At 39.3% G+C, this 26,004-nt stretch carries 22 protein-coding genes and 1 tRNA gene; 7 read left to right on the forward strand and 16 right to left on the reverse strand.

What is annotated here, in order from left to right:
- Nucleotides 1–3 precede the first annotated feature (3 nt).
- A complete protein-coding gene (locus tag J8L85_RS04910) occupies nt 4–1,821 on the forward strand; it encodes a lysophospholipid acyltransferase family protein (RefSeq protein ID WP_211015112.1) in 1,818 nt (605 codons plus the stop codon).
- Nucleotide 1,822: 1 nt separating this feature from the next.
- On the opposite strand, the gene J8L85_RS04915 is transcribed toward J8L85_RS04910, so the two are convergent.
- The 10 genes from J8L85_RS04915 to J8L85_RS04960 all read right to left on the reverse strand — a co-directional run bounded on the left by J8L85_RS04915 (nt 1,823) and on the right by J8L85_RS04960 (nt 10,447).
- Nucleotides 1,823–2,317: a GNAT family N-acetyltransferase gene (locus J8L85_RS04915; RefSeq protein WP_247656556.1), complete on the reverse strand. Its 495-nt coding sequence runs from the start codon at nt 2,315–2,317 to the stop codon at nt 1,823–1,825.
- 100 nt (nt 2,318–2,417) lie between these two features.
- Complete coding sequence (locus J8L85_RS17980) at nt 2,418–2,858, reverse strand: YtxH domain-containing protein (RefSeq protein ID WP_247656557.1); 441 nt, start codon at nt 2,856–2,858, stop codon at nt 2,418–2,420.
- Nucleotides 2,859–2,912: 54 nt separating this feature from the next.
- The gene (locus tag J8L85_RS04925) at nt 2,913–3,299 is read right to left on the reverse strand and encodes a VOC family protein (RefSeq protein WP_211015114.1); all 387 of its coding nucleotides are present in this window, start codon (nt 3,297–3,299) and stop codon (nt 2,913–2,915) included.
- A complete protein-coding gene (locus tag J8L85_RS04930) occupies nt 3,296–3,754 on the reverse strand; it encodes a DUF1801 domain-containing protein (RefSeq protein ID WP_211015116.1) in 459 nt (152 codons plus the stop codon). Before J8L85_RS04930 ends, J8L85_RS04925 begins: the two co-directional genes overlap by 4 nt.
- Nucleotides 3,755–3,847: 93 nt before the next feature.
- On the reverse strand, nt 3,848–4,792 hold the full coding sequence (locus J8L85_RS04935; RefSeq protein ID WP_211015118.1) for a 2-hydroxyacid dehydrogenase: 945 nt from the start codon (nt 4,790–4,792) through the stop codon (nt 3,848–3,850).
- Nucleotides 4,789–5,535: a dienelactone hydrolase family protein gene (locus tag J8L85_RS04940; protein ID WP_211015120.1), complete on the reverse strand. Its 747-nt coding sequence runs from the start codon at nt 5,533–5,535 to the stop codon at nt 4,789–4,791. Before J8L85_RS04940 ends, J8L85_RS04935 begins: the two co-directional genes overlap by 4 nt.
- Nucleotides 5,536–5,730: 195 nt before the next feature.
- On the reverse strand, nt 5,731–7,083 hold the full coding sequence (gene mgtE / locus J8L85_RS04945) for a magnesium transporter (RefSeq protein ID WP_211015122.1): 1,353 nt from the start codon (nt 7,081–7,083) through the stop codon (nt 5,731–5,733).
- On the reverse strand, nt 7,070–7,939 hold the full coding sequence (gene rsmA / locus J8L85_RS04950) for a 16S rRNA (adenine(1518)-N(6)/adenine(1519)-N(6))-dimethyltransferase RsmA (RefSeq protein ID WP_211015124.1): 870 nt from the start codon (nt 7,937–7,939) through the stop codon (nt 7,070–7,072). Before rsmA ends, mgtE begins: the two co-directional genes overlap by 14 nt.
- 17 nt (nt 7,940–7,956) lie before the next feature.
- Complete coding sequence (locus J8L85_RS18095) at nt 7,957–8,589, reverse strand: DUF4286 family protein (protein WP_211015126.1); 633 nt, start codon at nt 8,587–8,589, stop codon at nt 7,957–7,959.
- A gap of 73 nt (nt 8,590–8,662) precedes the next feature.
- Nucleotides 8,663–10,447: a tetratricopeptide repeat protein gene (locus J8L85_RS04960; RefSeq protein WP_211015128.1), complete on the reverse strand. Its 1,785-nt coding sequence runs from the start codon at nt 10,445–10,447 to the stop codon at nt 8,663–8,665.
- Between the two features lie 215 nt (nt 10,448–10,662).
- On the opposite strand from J8L85_RS04960, the gene J8L85_RS04965 reads away from it, so the two are divergent.
- Nucleotides 10,663–11,970 carry an MBL fold metallo-hydrolase gene (locus J8L85_RS04965; protein WP_211015130.1) on the forward strand — a complete coding sequence of 436 codons (1,308 nt, stop codon included), beginning with the start codon at nt 10,663–10,665 and terminating at the stop codon, nt 11,968–11,970.
- 6 nt (nt 11,971–11,976) lie between these two features.
- On the opposite strand, the gene serS is transcribed toward J8L85_RS04965, so the two are convergent.
- The 3 genes from serS to J8L85_RS04980 form a co-directional block, all read right to left on the reverse strand.
- Nucleotides 11,977–13,248 carry a serine--tRNA ligase gene (serS, locus tag J8L85_RS04970; RefSeq protein WP_211015132.1) on the reverse strand — a complete coding sequence of 424 codons (1,272 nt, stop codon included), beginning with the start codon at nt 13,246–13,248 and terminating at the stop codon, nt 11,977–11,979.
- 127 nt (nt 13,249–13,375) lie between these two features.
- On the reverse strand, nt 13,376–14,704 hold the full coding sequence (locus J8L85_RS04975) for an HTTM domain-containing protein (protein WP_211015134.1): 1,329 nt from the start codon (nt 14,702–14,704) through the stop codon (nt 13,376–13,378).
- Entirely contained in the window at nt 14,704–15,633 is a 930-nt protein-coding gene (locus J8L85_RS04980) for a bifunctional riboflavin kinase/FAD synthetase (RefSeq protein ID WP_211015136.1), read from the reverse strand. The genes J8L85_RS04975 and J8L85_RS04980 overlap by 1 nt, the downstream gene beginning before the upstream one ends.
- A 54-nt stretch (nt 15,634–15,687) precedes the next feature.
- Between J8L85_RS04980 and J8L85_RS04985 the strand changes: the two genes are divergently transcribed.
- Entirely contained in the window at nt 15,688–19,467 is a 3,780-nt protein-coding gene (locus J8L85_RS04985; RefSeq protein WP_211015138.1) for a reprolysin-like metallopeptidase, read from the forward strand.
- Entirely contained in the window at nt 19,464–20,147 is a 684-nt protein-coding gene (locus tag J8L85_RS04990) for a hypothetical protein (protein WP_211015140.1), read from the forward strand. The genes J8L85_RS04985 and J8L85_RS04990 overlap by 4 nt, the downstream gene beginning before the upstream one ends.
- Nucleotides 20,148–20,153: 6 nt before the next feature.
- On the opposite strand, the gene pth is transcribed toward J8L85_RS04990, so the two are convergent.
- The 3 genes from pth to J8L85_RS05005 all read right to left on the reverse strand — a co-directional run bounded on the left by pth (nt 20,154) and on the right by J8L85_RS05005 (nt 22,481).
- Complete coding sequence (gene pth / locus J8L85_RS04995) at nt 20,154–20,783, reverse strand: aminoacyl-tRNA hydrolase (RefSeq protein WP_211015143.1); 630 nt, start codon at nt 20,781–20,783, stop codon at nt 20,154–20,156.
- Between the two features lie 84 nt (nt 20,784–20,867).
- Nucleotides 20,868–21,494 carry a 50S ribosomal protein L25/general stress protein Ctc gene (locus tag J8L85_RS05000; protein WP_211015145.1) on the reverse strand — a complete coding sequence of 209 codons (627 nt, stop codon included), beginning with the start codon at nt 21,492–21,494 and terminating at the stop codon, nt 20,868–20,870.
- 45 nt (nt 21,495–21,539) lie between these two features.
- Nucleotides 21,540–22,481 (reverse strand): ribose-phosphate pyrophosphokinase, encoded by a 942-nt coding sequence (locus tag J8L85_RS05005; protein ID WP_211015147.1) that lies wholly within the window; start codon nt 22,479–22,481, stop codon nt 21,540–21,542.
- A gap of 166 nt (nt 22,482–22,647) precedes the next feature.
- Here J8L85_RS05005 and J8L85_RS05010 point away from each other — a divergent pair.
- The 3 genes from J8L85_RS05010 (at nt 22,648) to J8L85_RS05020 (ending at nt 25,953) form a co-directional block, all read left to right on the forward strand.
- Nucleotides 22,648–22,728, forward strand: a tRNA-Leu gene (locus tag J8L85_RS05010).
- A gap of 445 nt (nt 22,729–23,173) precedes the next feature.
- On the forward strand, nt 23,174–23,842 hold the full coding sequence (locus tag J8L85_RS05015; RefSeq protein WP_211015149.1) for a sigma-70 family RNA polymerase sigma factor: 669 nt from the start codon (nt 23,174–23,176) through the stop codon (nt 23,840–23,842).
- Between the two features lie 152 nt (nt 23,843–23,994).
- Nucleotides 23,995–25,953 carry a glycoside hydrolase family 172 protein gene (locus tag J8L85_RS05020; protein ID WP_211015151.1) on the forward strand — a complete coding sequence of 653 codons (1,959 nt, stop codon included), beginning with the start codon at nt 23,995–23,997 and terminating at the stop codon, nt 25,951–25,953.
- Nucleotides 25,954–26,004: the final 51 nt, after the last annotated feature.

The raw sequence follows: 26,004 nt of genomic DNA on the forward strand, positions 1-26,004 counted from the left end.
AATATGGGTTTAGTGACCGCAAAGGAAGTAGCCAAGGCTATCAATTTATCCAGATATGGCTTCGTAGGTACTTTTATTGGTTGGGTGTTGATGAAGGTCACCAGAATTTCGGATATCAATAAATTTTATGATAGTATTTCTCATTTAGAAGGGGAACATTTCACGAAGGCCATTTTAGAACATTTTGAAATTGACTTTGAAATTCCAGAGGAAGATTTTAAAAGATTGCCAAAAGAAGGGGCATTTATAACGGTAAGCAACCATCCGTTGGGGGCCATAGATGGTGTGTTGTTGATGGATCTTATGCTCAAGAAGAAAAGCGACTATAAGATCATGGCCAATTTTCTTTTACAGCGAATGCTGCCCTTAAAACCATATATTCTTCCCGTAAACCCTTTTGAAGATCATAAAGATGCGAAAAGTAGCATTGCCGGTTTTAAAATGGCTTTGCAACATTTAAAGGACGGTCATCCTCTTGGTATTTTTCCGGCGGGTGAAGTGTCTACCGCTAAAGAAGGGAAGTTGATTGTGGACAAACCATGGGAAGAGGCGGCCTTAAAGTTGATACAAAGGGCGCAGGTACCGGTAGTGCCCATATATTTTCATGCTAGAAACAGTAAACTTTTTTATAGACTCTCTAGGCTTAACGATATCTTTAGAACGGCCATGATTCCTTCTCAGGTCTTTTCACAAAGAAACAGGCCCATAAAGGTTCGTATAGGGCAACCTATCTCTGTTCAGGCTCAAAAAGAACAAGAAAACCTGGAAGATTTTGGAGAGTTGTTACGAAAAAAGACCTATATACTTTCCAATGCCTATGAGAAAGAACGATTAATAGATCAAATACCTACTTCCTTAAAAATACCTAAAGCGCCCAAAAAAATTGCCTCGGCCATGCGTAAAGAGGTAATGTTGGGGGAAATCGAAAAACTAAGGGAAAAAGACTGCCGACTTTTACAAAGTAAAAATTATGAGGTCTTTTTGGCAAAGGAGAAAGACATGCCGTTTATTCTTAAAGAGATAGGTAGACAGCGCGAAGTAACTTTTAGAGCAATTGGGGAAGGTACCAATAATGCTATAGATCTTGATAAATTCGACTCGTATTATTACCATCTCTTTCTTTGGGACGATACGGAACAATGTGTAGTAGGCGCGTATAGAATGGGAATGGGGTCTGAAATTTTCCCCAAGTATGGTATAGATGGTTTTTATTTACAAGATTTGTTCAGGGTAGAACCTGAGTTGTATGGGATGATGAGAAGCTCTATTGAAATGGGGCGTGCATATATCACTAAAGAATATCAACAAAAACCAATGCCCCTCTTTTTGCTTTGGAAAGGAATTGTGCATACAACCTTAAGGCATCCGGAACATAAATACCTTATAGGCGGTGTTAGTATCAGTAACCAGTTTTCGAACTTCTCTAAATCGTTGATGATAGAGTTTATGAAATCGCATTATTGGGATCCGTACGTGGCACAGTATATAAGACCAAAAAAGGAATTTAAGGTAAAGCTAAAGGATGCCGATAAAGAATTTGTCTTTGACGAGACGCAGGCAGATCTCAATAAGTTCGATCGTATGATAGATGAGGTAGAGCCCGGTAGTTTGCGGTTGCCTGTTCTAATTAAGAAATATATAAAACAAAATGCGAAGGTAGTGGCCTTTAATGTAGATCCCTTGTTCAATAACTCGGTAGACGGGTTAATGTACATTAAGATTGCCGATTTGCCCGAAAGTACGGTAAAACCGGTCATGGAAGAGTTTCAGGCCGAACTGGAGCGGAAAATGAACGAAGCGGCACATCAACACCAAGAATAGATTAGTCCGTTCCCACTATCTTGCTTCTTCTTTCATACAATAGGTTGTCTACCCAGACCCCATGTAGTTTACCCACTTTTTCACGCTTGCCGATATACCTGAAACCAGATACTTCATGGAGTTTTATACTGCCTGTATTGGTAGGGAAGATTCCCGATTGCAATGTCCATATATCATCTTTTTCACTTTCCAATATCAAGTGGTTCATTAAGGTCTTTCCAATGCCCAGCCCTCGGTATTTTTCTCCTATATAAACACTTACTTCTGCTACGCCGCCGTAAACACATCTGCTAGAGACCGGCGATAGGGCGGCCCATCCGGCAATATCACCTTTGTAAAGAGCTGTAAACCTACAATTATTTAAATGGGCGGTGTCCCAATCTTTATAGAGGGGGACGTTGGTTTCAAAAGTGGCGGCCCCTGTTTCTATACCCTGCTTGTATATTTTTGCGACTTGCTCCCAATCTTCGGGAAGCATTTCTCTTATTTTGACCATTGCGCCTAATTTTTATATTGGTTCGTTTGTTGTATATCGTAATATTACGATAATAGTAATTATAAAAAAAGGTTGAATGAAGATTCAACCTTTTTAATGATTATAAGCTTTTAAACCAATCTTGGAATTGTTTTCCCAGACCTACTATCGGTACCATTTTTCCGTTTGCGGCATTTACCAAGCTTATGATGATGAGCACCACGCAGATGATAAATGCAAAACAACCTATAATGGGTATTATGCCCAATAAGAACCCTAGTATCCAAATGCCCAACGTCTGTCTTATATAATAACTACCAAATTCCGTTTTGTTTTGGCTGTTCATTATTAGGGCTATGATCCAGCCGATTACGGTTATATGCGCTATAATGGCTACATTTTTTCCGCTGTCGGGATTGTTGGGGTCAAATGTTTGTTTTACATCTTCTTTTAGGTCCTTGGCAGCTTCCTCTGCCTTTTTTCCAAATTCTTTTGCTTCCTCTTTGGCTTTGTCAAAAGCATCTTCAGCTTTATCTTCGAAATCTTTTTTTTCGTCCGACATTTCTATTGTTTTTTGGTGGTTAAATTTAGGTTAAAATTAAAGAATAAAAAGGCATCATAAAAATGCTTTGTCAATGGGTTCCCATAATTCTATTTTGTTGCCGTCGGCATCTAAGATCCATCCAAATTTGCCGTAGTCATATTCTTCTATTTCTCCTATGACCGTAACACCTTCTTCTTTTAATGTCGTTAGTAATTCGACTAAATTCTCTACCCTAAAGTTCATCATAAAAGATGATTTGCTTGGGTTAAAATAAGGAGTGTCGTCCTTCATGGGACTCCATTGTGTAGAGCAATCGTTGCCCTCTTTGTCTTTCCACCAAAAAGTACAGCCGTACTGGTCTGTGTTTAGGCCCAAATGCTTATGGTACCACTCTTTTGTTTTGTCCGGATCTTTTGTTTTAAAAAAGAAGCCTCCCAATCCAGTTACCCTTTTTTTCATGATTTGTTTATTTGTTTTTGATATATGTCGATCCATTCCGAGACCGATATTTTTTTACATAGTTCGCCGATAAGTCCGTAAGGTATGTCATCCAGTTTTTTAAACCGGACGCAGCTTTTGCCCATATCCAACTTGTGTTTGCAGTTTTTAGAATATTCGGCAAGAAACCATTCCATTACCTTTTTGTCGGCATAAAGGCCTGAATGGTATAGGGCGATATAATTTTTTTGTGACGCTAAATTGATGAAGGGCAGGGGTAGTTCGGGGTTTACGTGATAACCGGATGCGTATATGGTATGTGGTACCACATACCCCAACATACCATAGCTTATTTGCTCTTCAAAACCCTGTGGTAGATTATTTAATATGGTAGCCCTTAATTTTGAAATAACTTTTTGCCTCTCTATCGGAAGTTGTTCAATATATTCTTCAGGTGAATCGGCTTTGTATTGCATATTGAATGTTTTACCCCTGTTGATAGAAAGGTTGTCGTATGGCTTTTTGATTATATTTTTAGACTATCGGCTACACTGTATATAAAGATTGTTTTAAGCTACAAAATTATTTTTGATCTTGTCCACTACGGTCTGTGCCAATTTTACTTTGCTCTCTACTGTCCAGCCGGCCACATGTGGAGAAAGAATTACATTATCGGCATTGATCAGGTATTTAAAGGCGTTTGGAAGTTCGTCTTCTGTAAACATGTTTTCAAAAGAGGATTTTTCATATTCCAATACGTCCAATGCGGCACCTAATACTTTTTGCTCTTTTAATGCCTGTACCAGATCGGCCGTTTTAATGCACTTACCGCGAGCGGTATTTACGATCCAAATCGGTTTTTGAAACTTGTTAAGAAAATCGGTGTCTATCATGCCTATGGTCTTCTCGGTTTGGGGTACATGTAAGCATAATACATCCGTTTTTTGCTGTAGTTCCATAATGCCCACTTGACGAGCGTTTTCATCTTCTACCCCTCCTAGTATATCATAACAGATAACTTCGCTTACATCGAATCCTTTTAGTTTTTTTGCAAAGGCTTTGCCCATGTTCCCGTATCCGATAATACCTACGACTTTTCCTTCGAGTTCAATTCCTCTGTTACCTTCTCGGTCCCAAATTCCAGATCTAACTTCACGGTCCGCTTTGTTGAGGTTGTTAAATAAAGATAGAAGCATGCCCAATGCATGTTCCCCTACGGCATTTCTATTGCCTTCTGGGGCAGAGGCCAAAAAAATACCCAATGATTTTGCATGTTCGGTATCTATATTTTCTAGTCCGGCACCCAATCGGCCAATAAATTTTAAGTTTTTTGCCTTGTCCAAAAAAGAAGCATCTATGGTAAATCTACTTCTGATGATCAGGCCGTCGTATTGTTCGATTTTATTTTCAATTTCTTCTTTAGACGAGGTGTAGTCCTCATCGTTTTGGAAACCTAATTCATTAAATTGTTCTATTATTAAAGGATGGTTCTTATCTACGTGAAGTACTTTCATTTTATATTCCATATATTTTGGAGCCACTTTGTCGATTTTTTTAACTCTTCCGAATAGGCGCAAGCCTCAAAATGCGAAAGTCGCTCATTTTTTATAAAAGTAATATTACTACCTTTTTCTATACCACTGTTAATGTAATTTTCTGTTTTGGAAGCCAAAAATAATTCATCTTTAGCTCCGTGAATGGCATAAACGGGAATTGAGATTTTTGTTTTAACGGGGTATGAACTCGCCATGGGTATGGCTGCTGAAAATAATTCGGGGTAGTGTTCTGCAAAGAACCAACTTCCATTTCCACCATTGCTGTACCCCATAATAGCTATCTGGGTTTTATCAATGTTCCAATATTTGATGGCCATATGAACAAGTGACCGTATCTTCTCTATGTTATTTTCGGTGGTCCACAACTGTTCTTCGCCTTCGGGGCAAATTACATAGGCATTAAGCTCTTTAAGCCCGGGGGCTACAAGGCAATCGTGAAATTCCTTATAAGTGCCATAGTTTCCGGCGTAGTGAAGTGCTACGATCAATGGCTTTTTATTTTTTATGTCATCGGGGAAACGTACTCTTGCCTTATATCTTTTGCCGTAATCGTTCATCAATGTAACATCCGATACCTTGTTGGCTTTCAATTTAATTCTTGAAAAAGCTTTAGCTGCCTTGTTTTGGCTTTCTTGGGATTGTGCGTCATATATGCCCGATACTCCAATTAAGAACAATAGGATGATACTGGCCGATTTCATATTGTAAAGCTATTCGTCTAACTTAATATGTGCTAATTTCTAGAGTTATTTTAGAAAGAATGATTTCTTTTTTGAACTAGGGTCTTAACAAACTAAAAATAAGGTTTCTTTTATAAAGCGGACTACCAATATGAAACAATGTTCGGAACGATAAAATTTCTTTATCGAAGTGGTGATAACAAAATTACATACTGTCTATATACCCAGTATGACCTTGGCGATCCAAAAATAAATAAGAATTCCAAAGATGTCATTACTGGTGGTTATAAAAGGCCCGGTGGCAATAGCGGGATCTATACCTCTTTTATGTAAGAAAAGAGGTGTAAAGGTGCCTATAAAACCAGCGACCAGAATAACGGTGACCAATGATATGGATATAGCCAAAGAAGTAAGAAACTCACCTTTCCAAGACCAAGTGAACATTAATAGGATTACCGCTAATATAAGACCGTTCAATAGAGCCAAGAGCATTTCTTTTATAAGGCGATTGCTCACACTGCCCTTTAAGTCATCATTGGCAAGGCCCTGCACAATAATGGCACTGGATTGTACCCCTACGTTACCGGCCATGGCCGCAATAAGTGGGGTAAAGAAAAAAAGAACGGCATGTTTGCTTATCAACTCTTCAAACCCTCCCATAATGGCAGCTGCGCTAACACCACCTATAAGTCCTAAGAACAACCATGGCAAACGAGCCCTGGTAAGTACCCAGATACTATCGTCGGCTTCGACATCTTGCGATATACCTGCCGCCATTTGGTAATCTTTGTCGGCCTCTTCCCTAATTACATCTACAATATCATCAATAGTAATACGACCTACCAAACGGCCTATTTCATCCACTACAGGTATGGCCTCCAAGTCATATTTGGACATGATCTTGGCGACTTCTTCGGGCTTTTCATTTACGTTCACCGAATCTACTTTCGGTATATAAACGTCGCTGATATGTGTTCTGGTAGATGTCGTCAATAAATCTTTTAACGATAGGCGGCCCTTTAACTTGTCTTCATCATCCACTACGTAGATGGAATGTACCCTGGTAACATTTTCTGCTTGTGCACGCATTTCTTTGACACATTTGAGCACATCCCAGTTTTCCCTGACCTTTACAAGTTCTTTGGCCATTAGCCCACCGGCAGAGTTTTCATCGTAACGTAAAAGGTCTACAATGTCTTTGGCATGCTCACGGTCCTCTATTTCGGAAATAACCTCTTGAACAATATCCTGTGGAAGCTCGGCGATAATGTCGGCGGCATCATCGGTATCCAGTTCGCCCAGCTCATCGGCAATTTCTTTAGAGGAAAGGTTGGCCAAGATCGCCTCACGAACATCTTCATCGACTTCTGTTAAGACATCGGAAGTTTTATCGCTGTCCAGTAGCTTTATAAGATAGGTGGCGTCCTCTTTACTTAGTTCATTGATGATTTCCGCAACATCGGCATAGTGCACCTCTTCCAATAGGGATGTTAGTTGTGAATCCCTTTGGTTTTCTATGAGCTCCTCTATCTGAGCGATTAATTCGTCTGTTAATTTAAACGGTGTCATCTGCAATTTTCTTCGTCAACGCGATAAATTCTTGAACCGAAAGTTGTTCTGGGCGCTGGTCAAATATAGTATCTTCTTTGAGAATATCTGACAGGGCGAATGTTTTTAAACTGTTACGAATGGTCTTTCTTCTTTGGTTAAAAGCTGTTTTAACAACATTAAAAAGCAATTTTTCATCACAATCCAATTCATAGTTCTTTTTTCTGATAAGGCGAAGTACACCAGATTGTACTTTTGGGGGTGGATTAAATACCTGCGGACTTACCGTAAACAGGTATTCGGCATCATAAAAAGCTTGTGTTAAGACGGATAGAATGCCGTAAGTTTTGTTTCCTTCCTTTGCACAGATGCGTTGGGCGACTTCTTTTTGAAACATACCTGAAAACTCTGGTACCTGATTACGCATCTCCAACATCTTAAAAACAATTTGTGTAGAGATGTTGTAGGGGAAATTGCCCGTGATGGCAAATTGCTCTTTGCCGAACAAGGAGGATAGGTCGTAGTTGAGAAAATCTGCTTCTATGACCTTGAACGATCCTTTGCCGCCCATTACTTCTGGGTGTTCTAATGAAAAACTGTGGTTTAGGTAAACGATGGAATCTTCATCAAGGTCCATGGCTACCAAATCGATATCTTGAAGTAATAGATACTTGGTCAACACACCGGTTCCGGGGCCGATTTCCAATACGTTTCTATAATTTTTTAGGGACAGTGTTTCCCCTATTTTTTGGGCAATACCTTCATCTTTTAAAAAATGCTGTCCAAGATGTTTTTTTGCCTTTACGGGGCTTTCGTTGGTTGATTCGGCTCTTTGCGAGTAACGATCTTTTTTTTGTTTCTTTCTCTTCTGTCCCATGTCATTATATATTGCGTTTATCGGGCCAGATATACCCATGCCTTTTTTCCGGAAACTAAAACTACCTCTTCACGTTTATAGGCTTCCCCCTCATATAAATCAGCCTTTTTCAACTCTTCTTCCGTTACCGTATATACTTTTCCCTTGATAAAGTCTTTTGAGTTGCCTGTTGGCTCTAAGGTTGGGTAAAGACCTGCTACTTTTTCTTCGGATATTTTGTGATGGTGCAAAGTATCGTCGATTCCTCCTAAAAGTCTAGAAAAAACACCCATCTGTACTTCTTTTTCTTGTAGGGTGCCATAAGTGAACAAGTGGTGTGTGGCGGTATTACGATGTACAAAAAACTCGTCAACGATTTCTAATTCTGTTCTAAAAGAAACCAATTTGTCCGCAAAAAGTTTCATGGCGTCTTCTCGTAATCTAGAAGCGTCCTCTTCGTAATAGCGATTTAAAATTTCTTTGTCAGACACGGTATATTGTACAGAATAGGTATGGCCCCCGCTTTCTTCCTCTACCAAGACCTTGGTCATTTTTGCACTCAAAAACTTACCTGTGGATAGTACTTGTGGAATATGAACGGTCTTCATCCAATGTAGCCACTCGTTGTGAGCGGAATCTTCAATGTTGGTAGTAACGTTATAAATATACATGGTATGTAATAATCGGTTTATTGTATTTGTTAATATGCATCGGATATTGGTGTCATTTTATATAGAAACAAGACTAATTAATGACATCTCCCCTTAGGATTCTAAAATTCTTTCTGGCCTGTGGGAAATAATAGCTATCCTGATAGTTATAGATTATTTTCTCGTAATGCTGTTTTGCGTTTTCCGTATCGTTAAAAATAGTTCTGTATAATTCTGCCAGTGCAAAATGGGCGTCGTCGGCAAGAATACCGTTGCCATAGAATTCAATTATTTTTTGATAGTTGTACTGCGCCTTTTCATATTTCTTTTGAGATTCATATAGTTGCGCCTGTTTTAAAAGGGCTTCATCCTCTATTTTTTCTCCTTTATGGTATTCCAGTATGTCATCTAAGGCCTTAATGGCTTCGTCCGTTTTGTTCTGATATGCCAAAAAATCGGCACGGGCATATTTTTTCAATGCCGTTTGTGTGGAGTCTTCCAGAGAGTTGTCCGAAATCAAAAGGCTCAATTGCATGGCGTCGTTGGCAATTAGTTGAGAGGTGGATCCCCTTAACACCTTCAATTGCGTTAGGGCCCAATCAAAATCACCTTTGTAAAAACTTGTTTCTGCAACCTTGTACCTTGCATTTTGTCCTAAGACATCGTTTTTGAGCTTTTCTTGTATTTGCGAGAAGTAAATGAGTGCTTCGTTAAATTTTCTGTCATACACCAAGATATCACCAAGAGCTAGTTTAATGTAGGCTTTTCCCCTTTGGTTCAAGGGCAGTTCCAAACTATTTTTTAATAACTCTATGGCAGGGGCGGGGTTGTCTTGTTTAAATGTCAGAAAATTGGAATATGCTATTTGTAATTGTAGTGTTTGAGGTCGATACCCATATTCGTCGATGAGGTTTTGGTATCTTTTTTGGATGACTTCCAGTCGGTTTTTATCTGTATTCAATAAATCTATTTTTATTAGATTTAGTTCGGCATCCAACTTGGTGATGTCATCGGTTGTCTCGTTCTTTATGTATTCATAAATGTCTTTGGCAATAGCTGATTCGCCTTCTTCAAAAGCAATATCTCCTAAATTTTCTAATCTTTTGACCGTGCTGCCTTCCATTCGTTTGTAGATTGCCTTTTCTTGTCTAAAGGCACTACTGTATTGCTGCTGCTTTACAAACAGCCAACTCAGAAATTCGTTCCAGATTACATCGGGGGTCTTTTGGGCGCGTTCCAGCAAAATCTTTTTAAGAATAAGATTGTTGGTGTCCTCGGGGTCAGAGCTTACAAAATCGTCAATGCTTCTTAAAATGTTGGATTTTGAGGTTTTGCCATTCTGAAGCAGGTCTAGGTAAGAACTGTACATTTTTTCTATATCTCCCTGTTCCCCGTAAATACGTGCCAATTGGTAGTTGTAGTCCAGTTCCGGATTTAATTCCATTGCTTTTTTGTAAGCGGCCAAAGCCCGGTCCAGTAGGGTGTATTTTTGAAATTGGTAGCCCAATGCGTAACCGTAATTCGGATTTTTATCGATTACGGCCAAAGCTTTGTCATAATATGTGTTGGCTTTTTCGGTTAAATTTTGAAGGGTGTAATTGTATCCCATTTCAATCAGTAGGGTAGGATGCGGGTTTCGGGTCTTTAGTTGTCGTGATAAATAGTTCTCTGCATCCTTGTATCGTTCCAATTGCTGGTAACAAGAAATCAACCCTTGCAGGTAATCTGTTCTTCTTGGGCTTTTCTCCGCAAGTTTTTCATAAAAAACGACCGCTTTTTCAAAATCACCATCGGCATAGTATTGTTTGGCCAAAAAATCTTCTTGGCCAACAACGGCACATGTGAATAGTAAGAATGTTAGAAAGTGGAAAAACTTCATACAGGAAATTTATCAAATTTACGTAAGCTCTAGAAAAGAATTGTTAAGTGTACGCTAATTACGCCAGATGTTTTTAATTGTATCGCAAAAATTGGACCGCTATAGGTAAGATACACAGTTTTTGCTTCCGATTATAAACCTTATAGTCGAATTGTCAGATTTAAAATATAGCTTTATTAGTCGCCTGTTGTTTATAATCTATAAAATGGTTTTAAATGGAAAAAAGATTTTTAGGAGTTAAGACCAAACGTTTTTATTTCAATAACGGTATAGAGGATGTTAGCTATGTGGCCATATACGGGGATGAATTGGAAGTGGACCCGGCCGAGGACGGTACTGCCCAAGATTATAGGATGGCCATATACAGGGGTAGAACCGGTAAAATTGCCTCTAATACATTATTGTTGAATAAAAGAGGTATGGAGCTGTATTTTTTGGATATTGGTCAGGGCGATGCCTCTTTCATTGTTACCCCCGACAATATAAAAATATTGGTCGATGGAGGTTTAAAGGACAGGGCTTTGGGTTTTTTGATATGGAAATATAGATTGGATGAGCCCAATAACAAGGTGGTGATCGATCATCTTTTTTTAAGTCATGCGGATAAAGACCATGTAATAGGGTTGATCCCTCTTTTAAACCACCCAAAAATAGAGGTAAAGAATATTTATCACAATGGTATCGGTTTGTATAAAGAAGGACATAATACCGCATTGGGGACTATGCACAATGATCGTTTAATAACGTTGCACGATACATTGCAAGATCTTTCCGGAGAGGTGCTGAAAGATGATTTTAAAGAATGGATCGAAGCGGTATCTAACTCTGGGGCCAATTATAAAAGGGTAGACGCGTCCCATGGTTTTTTACCTATTGGCGATGCCAGTATAAAGTTGGAAATATTGGGCCCTATCTTAGAATCGGACGATACATTAAAATGGTTTGGGGGAAAATCTCATACCATTAACGGACATTCTTTGATATTTAGGGTCGATTACGATCATGTGAGAACCTTTTTCTCGGGAGACCTGAATGTTGAAGGTAGTGAACATCTGTTGTCAATTCCGGGAAATACACTAAAGGTGAATGCTCAAATATTTAAGGCGCCTCACCATGGTAGTCATGAATTTTCGCAAGAGCTGTTAAACTATGTAAATCCTATGGTCTCTGTGGTCTCGTCTGGCGAGACTCCCGATCATGGCCATCCGAGAGCTGTGTTTCTAGGAGGGCTTGGTTTGGCCGGTAGGGGCCGTATGCCCCTAATATTTTCGACAGAACTTTCTGCATTGTTCATAGATGCCGGTGATGTAGAAGCACAAATACACGCCGGGTCTAGTGTTACCACCTTGAGCGACCTCGATTTTTCTAGTTCATTGTCAAATTCCGAGGCCCGTCAACGGTTTAAAAAAGTGTTGCCCGGAATTATAAATGTTCGTACCGATGGGGAAAAAATATTTGCTTTCAGACGCGTCCAAATGGGATACCAATGGGAATCGTATGAATTTAAGTACAACGACGTTTAATATCTTCTAGTCGATCATTTCAAACCCGCAATAAGGTACTAAAACCTTTGGTATCTTGATCCCGTTTTCTGTTTGATAGTTTTCTAATATACCGGCCAAAACACGTGGCAATGCCAAAGAACTACCATTTAAGGTGTGTGCAAGTTGATTTTTGCCGTTTTCGTCTTTGTAACGAAGTTTTAACCTGTTTGCCTGGTAGGTTTCGAAGTTGGATACAGAGCTAATCTCCAGCCAACGGTCCTGTGCCGTAGAAAATACTTCGAAATCATATGTAAGGGCAGAAGTGAAACCTAGGTCGCCACCACACAATCGCAATACGCGGTAAGGGAGTTCCAGTTCCCTTAATATTGTTTTTACGTGCGCTACCATATCGTCTAGGGCCTTGTAAGAATTAGAAGGGTGTTCTACGCGTACAATTTCAACTTTGTCAAATTGATGTAGCCTGTTCAATCCACGAACGTGGGCGCCATAACTTCCGGCCTCACGTCTAAAACAGGGGGTGTATCCTGTATATTTTATAGGAAAATCACTTTCTTGTAAGATAACATCCCTGAAGATGTTGGTGACAGGAACTTCGGCCGTAGGTATCAAGTAAAGGTCGTCTGCCGTTACATGGTACATTTGGCCTTCTTTGTCCGGTAATTGTCCCGTACCATAACCTGAGGCTTCGTTGACCAAATGCGGCACTTGCATTTCGGTGTAACCCGCTGCCGTATTTTTGTCCAAGAAATAAGAGATCAAAGCCCGTTGCAGACGTGCACCTTTGCCTTTATAAACGGGGAATCCCGCGCCTGCGATTTTAACGCCGAGTTCAAAATCTATTATATCGTATTTTTTGGCAAGTTCCCAATGTGGCAATGCCCCGTCTACCAATTTTGGTATGTCTCCTTCTTTAAAGATCTCTTCATTGTCATCTTCAGAGTTTCCTGCAGGTACTAGGTCGTTAGGAACGTTCGGTATTTGGTACAGTAAAGATTGAAGCTCTTCGGCCGCCTTGTTCAAATCCTCTCCAAGTTGTTTGGACTCTTCTTTTAGCGCAGCTGTTTTTTCTTTCAATTGGTTGGCCTCTTGGGCTTTGCCAGACTTGTATAGTGAACCTATTTCTTTGGACAGTTTATTGGATTCTGCCAAAACAGCATCCAATCGTGTTTGGGCAGCACGTCTTTTTTCGTCCAAAAGCAGCACATCGTTCAACATGCCTTCCGCGTCGATATTACGCTTTTTAAGCGCTTCTACTAAACTATCCTTAGATTCTCTTATTACCTGTAACTGTAGCATTACTTGATTAATTTGGCTGCAAATTTAAACTAAACTTATGACTTAACTAAGGTTCTTTGGTCGCGTAAAACCCAAAAACGGATTTTTTTTAAATAGCACAGTGCACGAGTGTGTTCTTAAGTGATGTCTATGGTGTTTGGTCTTCCAATTTTGAGGGTAAGATCCATTCGCTATGTTCTAAAGGTTTCCATGGGGTATCGGCCAAATTCACTTCTGGATCTATAAAAGGGGTATAAGGGCGGCCGTTGATGCTTACTTTTGAATTGACCAGATAGACTGCTACGGTTTCATTGTCGGTAGAAAACTCTTTTTTTAGATATTGGGCAAATTGCCAGGCAAAATCCGGATGTGAGAATACTTTTCTTTTTTGACTTTTGGTGAGGTAATCATTGATACTCACATGGATCTCTTTGCCATTTTTCTTGATGACCTTAAATTTTCCCTTGCCGCTTCTGCTGCGTAACATCATACGCCAACTCATTCTGTGGCCTTCTTCTGTCCACAGTACATCGTCTTTTATAAAATGATGCCTAATGGGTAATAATAGCTGAAGAGTAAAATAGCAACAAAAACCGAGTAAAACGGCATTTTTGTATTTGGGAAAAACTGTTTTTGTGTTCTTAAAGGGTGTTTTGCGTTTAAAAAATATTTTTCTAATGGTTTCGGGTTCAAAGAAAAAGACTGAAAAGGCCAAAGACAAATAGGGGAATATGCCTATTTGAAAAATAAACGAATTAAAAAGGTGAAAGAATATGGAGGCGTAAAAAGCAATTTTTCTTGTGGGTTTCCATAGTAGGGCGGGGACTACCAATAAATCGAATAATATGCCTACGGAACCTATAATTTTATGTATCCAGGGTTGTTGTAGCAATTCTCCCACTAAAAAGTAATCGGCCTTCGATTTCATTAAGATCTTTATCATACCAAAATCTAACCAGTCACCATACATTTTAGCAATGGAAGCGTATGTGTAGACAATGAACAGTTGCAAAACGATGGCCCATTTTACGTAACCGTACATGGAGTTTTCTTTTGGTTTGTTGCCATATTTGACATCCAAGGAATAATCGGTACTGGCAGGAAAGAAGCACATTAGAAAGGAAATCAGTATCAGCAGATAATAGTGGTTGTTGTAGGCTCCTTTTTGCATTAAGTAACTACCTGTCCATAGCACGGTAAAGGCGATGCTACTGATCCTGTACTTATAGCCAAGAGCAATAAAAATACCCAGGCACCCCATGGCAAAAAAGTAAAAGTACATGCCCGGTCCGGCGAGTGTTTCTAGCCATGCAAAATCTATGAACGGAAACGTATATTGGGGTTCTACGAGGTTTCTTCTTACCCATCCGGTGGCAATGGCCCCAAAACATTCCAATGAAACGAGTATTCCGAAAAATATGCGAAAGATGATCAGGGGACTGTTGTCAATTTTTTGGAATAACAACCTGTTCAACATTACATTTTGGTTATGAACGTAAGTGAGTTTTCTTTGTCTTTTTCCAACTGGTCTTTAAGGGCCTCTACCGATTCAAATTTATGTTCGTCCCTAAGTCGGGCCAAAATATCTACTCTGATCGAGGTGTCGTATAAATCGTCATCAAAATCAAAAAAATGTATTTCGATAGTTTTAGAGGTACCGTTAACCGTAGGGTTGTAGCCAATGTTCATCATTCCAAAAACAATTTTTCCCGCAATATTGCTTTTTACGACATAAGATCCATTTTTAGGGATCATCTTGTAAGATTCCGCAATAACCAGATTGGCCGTAGGGAAGCCTAATTTTCTTCCGAGGCCCTTTCCTTTTTTTATGGTACCGGTCAGCATGTATTCGTAGCCCAAGTATGAATTGGCAGTTTCAATATCACCTTCTTTTAAGGCTTTTCTTATTTTGGTGGAACTGACGGAAACTTCATCTATTTCTTGTGCAGGTATCTCTTCTACGCTAAAGTCCAATGCGTTTCCAAAAGCGATAAGGTCGGTAATGTTCGCGTTTCTGTTTCTTCCGAACCGATGGTCGTACCCAATGATTACTTTTTTTGATTTTAGTTTGTTGACCAAAAGGTCTCTCACGAATTCAGTGGCCGATAACCTTGAAAATTCCCTTGTAAAAGGATGTATCACTAGAATATCCAATCCCATTTTTTCCAAAATGGCTTTCTTTTCTTCAATAGTGTTGAGCAATTTTATGTCCGCATCTTTTTGGAGTACCATTCTCGGATGGGGAAAAAACGTTAATACCGCCGACTTCAGATTTGAGTTTTTGGCATGGTTTATGATTTTTTCGAGTATTTTACGATGGCCAATGTGAACACCGTCAAAGGTGCCAATGGTTATGACTATCGGATGTTTTTCATCGTATTTGGAAATGCTTTCGACTGTAATCACCTATGCTTGAAAATAAAAAAGACCTATATTTGATTCTGAGATAAAAGCCCCTCAATGACTGCTAAATTACGCCTTGTTTTCTCAATTACCATAGCATTTCTTTCCTTTTATGGGGTAGCACAGACCAAATACTGGAAAAGTGCCGAGTTGGGTAATGCGGATAAACATATCACTCTTAAGAGATTAGATGTAGCAAAAGCCAAGGCTTTTGTGCTAAACGAAGTTGTTTTCAGGCAAAGGTTAAATACTGTTTCCACATCAGATAGTGCTAATATCGTGTATTTTCCTGATGAGAATGGTGGTGAAAAGGCCTATAACGTTGTGGAGGCCAATGTTTTTTCTCCAGAATTGGCGAGAAAATATCCAAATATAAAATCGTACAAAGGAACGGGAATCGATGACCCTTCTAGAACCATAGTTTTTAGTGTTTCCCCTAAAGGGATACAGAGTATGGTTATGGACCCAAAGAAGGAGGGTACCGTTTTTATGGAAAAAGGGGAAAGTGGTACCTACGTTGTTTATAACGCGAAAGATCGTTTGTCAAAAAAAATAGATTTTATATGTAAGACCAATCCAAAGGTTTTAGAGGTGCAAAACGCTTCTACGGCAAAATTGGTCGATGATCAAAGTTTAAGAAAGTTTAGGGTTGCCATAGCTGCCTCTGGGGAGTATACCGAATTTCATGGCGGCACCAAAACTAACGCACTAGCGGCCATAAATGCTACCCTGACCAGGGTAAATGCCGTTTTTGAACGAGATATCGGGGTTACTTTAGAGTTGATAGGCGATACCGATCAGGTTATCTATACAGATCCAGATACAGATCCCTTTACAGGTGGGCTAAGTTCTCAAACGCAAAGTACGTTGACCAGTGTTATCGGGGAAGAAAACTATGATATTGGACATTTGTTCAACCAAAAGGATAATGCCTTGGATGGTAATTCGGGCTTCATAGGATCGGTATGTGTAGATAATAGAAAAGGAAGTGCCTACACCACTTTTTCCACGCCCCAAGGAGATGAGTTCGATATTGATTTGGTAGCCCATGAAATGGGACATCAATTTGGGGCCAACCATACATTTTCACATATAAGCGAGAGTACGGCCGTTCAAGTAGAACCTGGTAGTGGAACAACTATTATGGGTTATGCAGGTATTACGGGGGCAAATAATGTGGCGTATCATTCCGATGATTATTTTCATTATGTAAGTATTGTTCAGATCCGTGATTATTTAGAGACTATTTCTTGCGGAGAGGTAATTCCGATTACGAACAATCCGCCGAGTTTGATTCCTGTTGAAGACTATGTAATTCCGGTGGGCACTCCATTTGTGCTTACGGGAGAAGCTACCGATCCCGATGTAGGTGACGCACTTAGCTATACTTGGGAGCAAATAGATAATGGAATCGTTACCCAAGCGACCTTTGGACCGAATAGTCCTACCGGAGCTCTTTTTAGGTCTTTGCCACCAAAGAGTGTGCCCGAACGATATTTTCCTGATATTAGTAGAATCGTGTCGGGAGACCTGACACAAACGAGTCCTAGTGTCGGTGATGCCTGGGAAACCCTTTCCAATGTTGAGCGTAACCTTAATTTTTCTTTGACGGTACGAGACAATGCCCTAGGTGGTGGGCAGTTGGTTTCTGATGAAGTAGGAGTTTTAGTGACCGATGATGCGGGGCCATTTATGGTTACCAGTCAAAATGTTGCAAGTTCATTTGTTGCTGGAGAGGTGGAAACCATTAGTTGGGACGTGGCCAATACGGATATGGCACCGGTATCTTCAGAAACCGTCGATATCTATTTGTCTACCGATGGGGGTCTTACCTATCCTACATTGGTTGCAGAGAATATTGAGAACAATGGTAGTTATGATATCGTAATACCGGGAGGAATAGAAACAACTACAGGTAGGTTTATGGTGAAGGCCTCGGATAATATTTTCTTTGCGATAAATGCAGCCGATTTTTCAATTGCGGAATCGAAAGTGGTTTTGGATTTTGCTGATTTAAGCTATGATGTTTGTAAACCTGATGACCTGGTGGTCAATTTTGATTATAAGACCTATTTAGGCTTTTCGGAAGAAAGTACTTTAAGCATAGATTCTTTGCCAACTGGCCTTACGGCGATTTTTTCGCAGGATACGGTCTCCGTCTCCGATACCAATATAGAAATTACTTTTTCGGGTACTACCAATTTGGCAATAGGTAATTACCCGATCAATGTGGTTGCGACATCCGATAGTATTACAAAAACGGTACCCTTAGAATTAAATATTTATGATACCAGTTTTTCAGAGATTGTTTTAACGGCCCCTGCCGACGGTATGATGGATGTCTCCAAAGATGTATTGTTAGAATGGGATCCTGATATTTCCAGTACGGCATATGAGGTAGAAATAGCAACGGATGTTGCCTTTACGTCAATTATTGAAACCGCTACGGTTTCGGTAAATACATATGCACCCTCTTCTTTATTGAACGATACCCAATATTTTTGGAGGGTTAAACCTAAAAACGACTGTGGGGAAGGAGCGTTTGGAACGCCTTTTAGCTTTACCACTATTCAGTTTAATTGTAAAACTAAAAGTGCTGCCAATCTACCTATAGAAATATCTTCTTTAGGTACACCGACTATTACGTCTAAAGTAGTTTTTTATCAAGATTTGGCATTGGCGGATTTAAACGTCAATCTTGAAGTAGATCACACGTATTTGGCGGATATTGTAATTAGTCTTACTTCTCCTGCTGGTACTACAGTGGTGTTGGTTTCCAGTTCATGTGGAGACAGTAGAAACATTAACGCAATTTTCGATGACGATGCCTCTTCCGATTTTCAGTGTTCGGGTACTCCGGCTATTAGTGGAACCGTACGACCGTTAGGGTTGTTAAGTTCTTTTAATGGAGAATCTATATTGGGGGAATGGACGTTGGAAATACAGGATAATGCCGCTTCTGATGGAGGAAGCTTAAAATCGTTTTCTCTAGAGGTTTGTGTGGAGGGGGATTTTCGGCCGGATGAGGATGAGGATGGTGTTTTTGACGATGGGGAAGATCTGTGTTTAGGAACACCATTAGGGCAAGAGGTAGATGCTTCCGGTTGCCCGATCTATAGATTTTCGCAAGAAAATTTTAAAGTAACCTTAGAAAGCGAAACCTGTAGTTCTAATAATGATGGTATAATCAGGATTTCTCCAAAAGTGTTTTTAGATTATGAGGTAACCGTAAATGGTGTAGGGTTGAACGTGGTAGAGAATTTTACGAACGATTTTGTTCTGACAGGCTTGAGCGCCGGCACCTATGATATTTGTATCAATGGTTCTGACGGTACAATTGTTTACGAGCCTTTTTGTTTAGAGGCGGTAATTACCGAGCCAGGGCCGTTAAGTGTTAGCTCAAAGGTTTCGTTGCAGGGAACTCAGTTAATTGTTGATATGGAAGGGGCCGATTATTACTATGTGGAACTGAACAATGACATAACTTATACCCAATCTTCAAAGGTAACCCTTGATCTAAAGGAAGGGGTGAATTTTTTAAAGGTGTATACAGATATACCTTGCCAAGGGGTGTATAAGGAAGAGTTTGTTGTGTCCGAAAGCCCGGTAGTTTTTCCGAATCCGTTTACAGATGTTGTTGATGTGTATTTTGGCGAGCAAAAAGAAGAGGTTACCATCGCAATTTATAGTGCGGATGGTAGATTGATAAAAAGCGAGGTTTCACAAGTGGATGGGGCTAACATGACCATAGATTTAAGTCAGTTGGCGACTGGCTTGTATTATGTTAGGTTCAATAGTAATGGAGTAATAGAAACAACTAAGATTATAAAAAAATGACCCGTACCATTGTAATTTTAATCTGTGTTTTGGGGCTCTTTGGTTGTAAAAAGAAAGACAACCCCGAGCCACCCGGACAGGCATTGTTGATATTCCCAGAGAAAAACTCTGAGTGTACTACTGGGGTAGATCAAGGGGAAAACACAAGTCGGGTAGAGTTTAGGTGGCAGCTTGCCGACAATACAAAGACTTATGAACTTAGAGTAACGAATATCAATACAGGTATTGTTCAGACGGTTAGTACCTCGAGTACCAGTGCCAGTCTACCTTTGATCAAGGGGCAACCGTATTCGTGGTTGGTCAGATCTAGAAACAGTCAAACATCCAAAACTATTTCTAGTGAAACATGGAGTTTTTACAACGCAGGTTCTCAAACAACGTTTGCTCCTTTTCCTGCAGAGATTTTAGCTCCAAAAATGTCCGAGAAGGTGTTCAGGGACATTAACAACGATGTTACTCTGTCTTGGTCCGGTTCGGACCTAGATGGTGATATCGCCGCTTTTGAGATATACCTTTCTAAGGTAAATCCTCCGACAGATTTGATAAATACGCTGTCTAGCGAAACCTACACCTTAAAGGTGGATGTTGATTCTGGCGCCGTTTATTATTGGAGCGTTGTCACCAAAGACGCAGAGGGGAATGCAACAAGTTCGGGGGTATATAGCTTTGTGGTGTTGTAGAAGCGTTTAACTGCCGTTGAATTGGTTCATAGTTCTGGCGATTCCGGCCAATACAAAAGAATCAATAGCTTCTATGCTCTTTTTTAGGCGTTCTTCCATTTTAGAGTTCTCTTCATCGTTCCATTGTCCTAAAACATATTCTATTTGTCTTCCCTTTCCGAAATTGGCACCTACTCCAAATCTAAATCTATTGTATTTGGTGGTCTGTAGTATATTTTGAATGTCCTTCAGACCGTTATGGCCACCATCGCTTCCTTTGGTTTTTATTCTGATCGTTCCAAAAGGAAGGTTAATATCGTCCGTTATAACCAGAAGGTTTTCTAAAGGAATCTTTTCTTTCTCTAACCAGTATCGCACCGCTTTACCACTCAGGTTCATGTAGGTGGATGGTTTTAGGCAAAGAATACTTCTTCCCTTTAATTTATATGTGGTAATGTCGCCAAGTTTTGCCGTTTCGAATGTTAGGTCTTTTTGTGTTGCAAGAAAATCTAAAACTTTAAAACCTATGTTGTGCCTGGTCTCTGTGTATTCATCGCCTATATTGCCTAAGCCAACCACTAAAAATTTCTTCATAGAATCGTTTTCTTTTAGAACAGTTTTCTGGAAACCGAATAATGATTTAAGCAGTGTTACCATACATCAAATCTTTTATCCGTTAAAAATACAAAAGCACCCCGATACTTGGTATTGGGATGCTTTTTGCTTTTGTAAATACTTGAATTATTCTTGAGCAGCTTCTTCTGCTGGAGCTTCTGCTCCTCCTTCTGCTTCTTCATCCTCATCGTCATCCGTAATAATTGCGGCACGAGCTGTCTTAACTTGTACAACAGTTGTAGTTTCTGGATGCATGATCGTAAAATCGTCGTTCATTAGACTAGAAACGGCAATGTTCTGACCAATTTTTAATTTGGATATATCCACGTCAAAGAAATCCGGTAATTTGTCCGGTAAAGCTTTGATGGCCAATTTTCTTTTTCTGAACAATAATCTACCACCATTTCTAACACCTGGTGAGTTACCTTGTAATCTCACAGGAATGTTCATGGTAACAGGTTTGTCATCGAATAACTGATAAAAATCGATATGTAGAATTCTATCCGTAACAGGGTGAAACTGAATGTCTTGCATTACGGCTTTTACTGTAACCCCGTTTTCCAACTCAATTGCAACTGTGTGTGCATTTGGAGTGTAAACCAAGTCTCTGAACGCTAGTTCATCTGCTGAAAAATGTAATGGCTTATCCCCTCCGTATACCACGCAAGGAACCTTTCCAGCATTACGTAGGGCTTTGGTTGACTTTTTGCCCACGCTTTCTCTTTCTGATCCTTTAATTGTAATTGACTTCATTATTTATATTAAAAATTAATAATTCTGAATTGTATTTCCTTTTATCTACATTAAAAATTTTGAGGAAATAGAGTTGTTGTTATGTACTTTGTGCATCACGTCGGCAAATAGGTCTGCGCAACTTAATACCCTTACTTTATCACTTTTTATCTCAATCGGAATAGAATCGGTAATTATCAGTTCCGTTAGTTTTGAGTTTTCTATTTTTTCATAGGCATTACCGGACAATAACCCGTGGGTGGTAATGGCTCTTACGCTTGCGGCGCCTCTTTCCATCATTAGGTCGGCGGCTTTCGTAAGTGTGCCTGCCGTGTCTACCATGTCATCTACCAATACGACGTTTTTTCCCTGTACATCACCAATAAGTTCCATATGTGAAATAACATTGGCTTTTGCCCTTTGCTTATAACATACCACTACATCGCAATCCAATGCCTTTGAATAGGCATAAGCCCTTTTTGATCCGCCCATATCCGGTGAGGCAATGGTCAGGTTCGGTAACCCAAGACTTTTAAGATAGGGCAAGAACAAAGTAGATGCGAACAAATGATCTACCGGTTTTTCAAAGAATCCTTGAATTTGGTCTGCATGCAGATCCATGGTTATAATTCTTGTGGCACCTGCCGTTTCCAACATCTTGGCCACTAATTTTGCCGCAATAGGTACCCTTGGTTTGTCTTTTCTGTCTTGTCTGGCCCATCCAAAGTAGGGCATTACCGCTGTAATATGTCTGGCAGATGCTCTTTTGGCAGCATCGATCATCAACAACATCTCCATTAAATTTTCGGGACCAGGATGGGTAGAACCTATAATAAATATCCTGGTGCCTCTAATAGATTCTTCAAAAGAAGGTTGAAACTCGCCATCACTGTAGCGAGAGAAAATTACATTGCCCAGTTCCGTTCCATATGCCTTTGCTATTTTTTCTCCTAAAGACGTACTCTGTGTACAGGTGAAAATTTTAGGTTCTGGGACTTGGTACGACATGACTTTTTTTATATTATAATTTAGACCTCCAAAGTTTGCGCTCGGAAGTCGCTGTTTTCTAAGGAGGTGCAAATTTAGAAATTAATTTGGCTCCCTAAAGGATAATTGTTGAATTTTTTGGTGTAGAAAACAAAATATTTTTTAATTTTGCATTCCAATTTGAAATGCTCGAGTGGCGGAACTGGTAGACGCGCTGGATTCAAAATCCAGTTCCTTTGGAGTGTGGGTTCGATTCCCACCTCGAGTACAAGAAAAAACCAGGACGAAAGTCTTGGTTTTTTTGTTTTATATCTTTTCTCATTTTAGTACCAAATCTAAGACCGTTCGGTAACTGAATTGGTGAACTTAACGGTAGTGCCATGGTTTTATATCAGATAATGAATGAAACTATTGTTGTGTTCAAATCTAAAATAATATATGAACCGATAATTGATTGGTGCTATTGGTCTTATCTTAAAAGTTTTCGTCTTCTCATAAAACCTACATAGGTGTATAATGGTATTTCATATTAGCGGAGTAGGTATGCCTTGTCACTATCATATATATTTAATTGGATATACTTTAAGTTTAAATACTGTATTAATAAAATGATAATACATTAAGTTTAATTCTTCTTTTATTTAAATTAAACAGGTGTTTGTTTGAAAAAACCTATATTTATTGTTAATAAAATGTTTTGTTAACATATTGCAGTGTGGGATAAGATGGGGGAAAGTACTAAATATAAGCGGTTTGATTTTAATGAGGATAGGATTGGTCTTTCGGTGCAAGAAGATATTTCCCACGAGGCTAAAATCTCCGATATTCAATTATGGGAAGAGTTTAAAATGGGCGATGAAGCCGCTCTTTCCAAAATATATAAGAACAATGCCGACAAACTATATAGTTATGGTCTAAAGTTGGTAGGCGGTAAGGAAGTTGTAAAGGACGCCATACAAGATTTGTTCGTAGAGTTATGGAATTCAAAAGAAAGGCTGGGCGAAGTAAGGTCCATCAAATCATATCTTTATAGTTCGATCAGAAGAAAACTTCTTGCCAAGGTCGTTAAGGAAAGAAAGTTGTACAGCTCCGAAGAAATGGCGGAAAGTATTTGCGGGCAGGTGCCTTCGGTGGAAATAAGCCTTATAGAAAAACAACGTTTTGAGGAGGACCGCCAAGAGTTGAGAAGGGCATTGGCCAAGCTTAACGACAAGCAACGGGAAATCATCCACCTAAAGTTCTATGCACACTTAAGTTATGATGAAATTTCGGAAATCATGTCCATGGACAGGAAAGCCATATACAATCTAATGGCATATACCATCAAGTTCTTAAAAAATCATTTGTCCACATTTTTGGCCATCATGGTCGCTTGTTCATAATATTCGTTATTTTTTTGTTTCATATATCTTATAATCAAATTGTTAGACCATATTTTTTTGTGTTGTTTTTCTCTTCTCTTTAAAAAAAGGAATCTTTTTTAAGTAATCTTAAAAGTTACTGCTCTTAAATACTAAAAGATAAGACCTTTATAATGTTTAGATCAACAATAAGTATTCTATGCCTGATTATAGCACTTTCTTCCTGCAAAAGAGAGGAACAAGCTTCAATAGCCAACTATTTGGACCCAGGACATTTGCCTACCCTGAAAAATAGTAAGATGTATCAGGTGTCTAGCTATGATACTACTGGAGGCAATAATGATCGCATAAATATTCATGCAGGAAAAACTGCCGAAATTGTCAATATTGATGGCCCAGGTATAATATCGCGTATATGGATAACCATCGATTCTCGTGATCCACATTTTTTAAGAAAAATATTGATCCGGATGTACTGGGATGATGAAGAAAATCCTTCTGTTGAGGTGCCTGTAGGTGACTTTTTTGGTAGTGGCTTTCAATATAAACATCATACTCCCCAATATGTAGGTATGTCCAGCGGAGGATATTACTCTTATTTTCCGATGCCTTTTAATAAAAATGCACGTATAGAGGTGGTGAATGAAACCGGAGAAGAAATTTTCGCTTTTTATTATCAGGTGAATTATCATAAACTGGAAAGTGAATTGCCAGAAAATACAGCCTATTTTCATGCTCAGTGGAATCGAGATATTCGTACGGACTATGAAGAAAATTACAAGGTACTGGAGGCCGAGGGCAAAGGTCATTTTGTAGGACTCAATTTTAACGGACAACCTTATAATAAGAGCCTCTTTTATTTAGAAGGTGATGAAATGATCTATGTTGATGGCGAGAAGGAACCTTCCACTTATGGAACGGGACTGGAAGATTATTTTACCAGTGGATGGTATTTTAAGGATGGTGAATTCGATGCGCCTTATCATGGCTTGGTACATATGGATTCTATAGGTAGGGTTACCGCTTACAGACATCACATCATGGATCCTATTCCTTTTAAAGATTCTATTAAAGTGACTTTGGAGCATGGCCATGCAAATGAACAGGCTGTAGATTTTAGTACTACGGCATATTGGTACCAAAAAGAACCCCACAAAAAATTCTTTCCCATCAAAAAACCGGGGTTGCGTATTCCTTTGAGGCGTCCTGTTCCAAATGGGGCCGTTGAAGCCGAAACACTTGTGGTTAAAGGAGCTGGTTATGAGGTAGAGGATATGTCAGATTATGGAAGTGACTGGAGCAGTGAAAATCAACTTAGTGTCAGTTTTAAAGATGAGGATGAAATAAAGATTGTAATCCCAAATGCAATCGAAAAAGAATATAATCTAAAGGTATATATGACCCAGGGGCCGGAATACGGTACTGTAGAAATGAGCTATAAAGATGTTAATAAAATTGGGTTTGATGGTTATAGACCTCAAATCGCTCCGGCACCGGCAGTTGAATTGAATAATGTAAAACCAGAAAATGACAGTATTGTTCTAGCTTTTAAAAGTATAGGTAAAGCTTCCGAATCTAAGGGGAACAAACTGGGGGTAGACGCCATACTGCTCACCCCAAAAAGAACCTATATTCCTGAATGGAACGTAATAGGCCCTTTTCCTAATCCTAGAGAATCCGATTATTTAAGGTTTGGCTTAGATAGTATCTATCCGCCCGAAAAAGAAATAGATTTTACGGCTACATATATAGGTGCCGAAGGCCAGAAAGTGTCTTGGCAAAAAATTTCTGGAGAAAAGGGAGGCTACGGTATGAATCTTTGGGAGCACTTTAAACCTTATGAATTTATAGTTGTTTATGCCTTAACTTATGTTTATTCTCCCACTGATCAGACTGTTCCAATGCTTATTGGAAGCGACGATGGTGCAAAGGTGTTTTTGAACAACGAAGAGTTATATCGTTTTCTGGAAGTGAGAATCGCTTCCCCTGATCAAGATGTTATTGATCTACCTTTGAAAAAAGGTTGGAACAAGCTTATGGTAAAGGCCGAAAATAATTTTGGAGGCTTTGCTTTCTATGCTCGTATTATAGATAGAAATGATAATTTGAAATATAGCATCGATAAAAAATAGGAGTTGGATGAAGATGTTGTTCTCATTAATTGTTCCGGTTTTGATCACGCT

Source organism: Maribacter sp. MMG018 (genome assembly GCF_018100785.1).
Lineage (GTDB): Bacteria > Bacteroidota > Bacteroidia > Flavobacteriales > Flavobacteriaceae > Maribacter.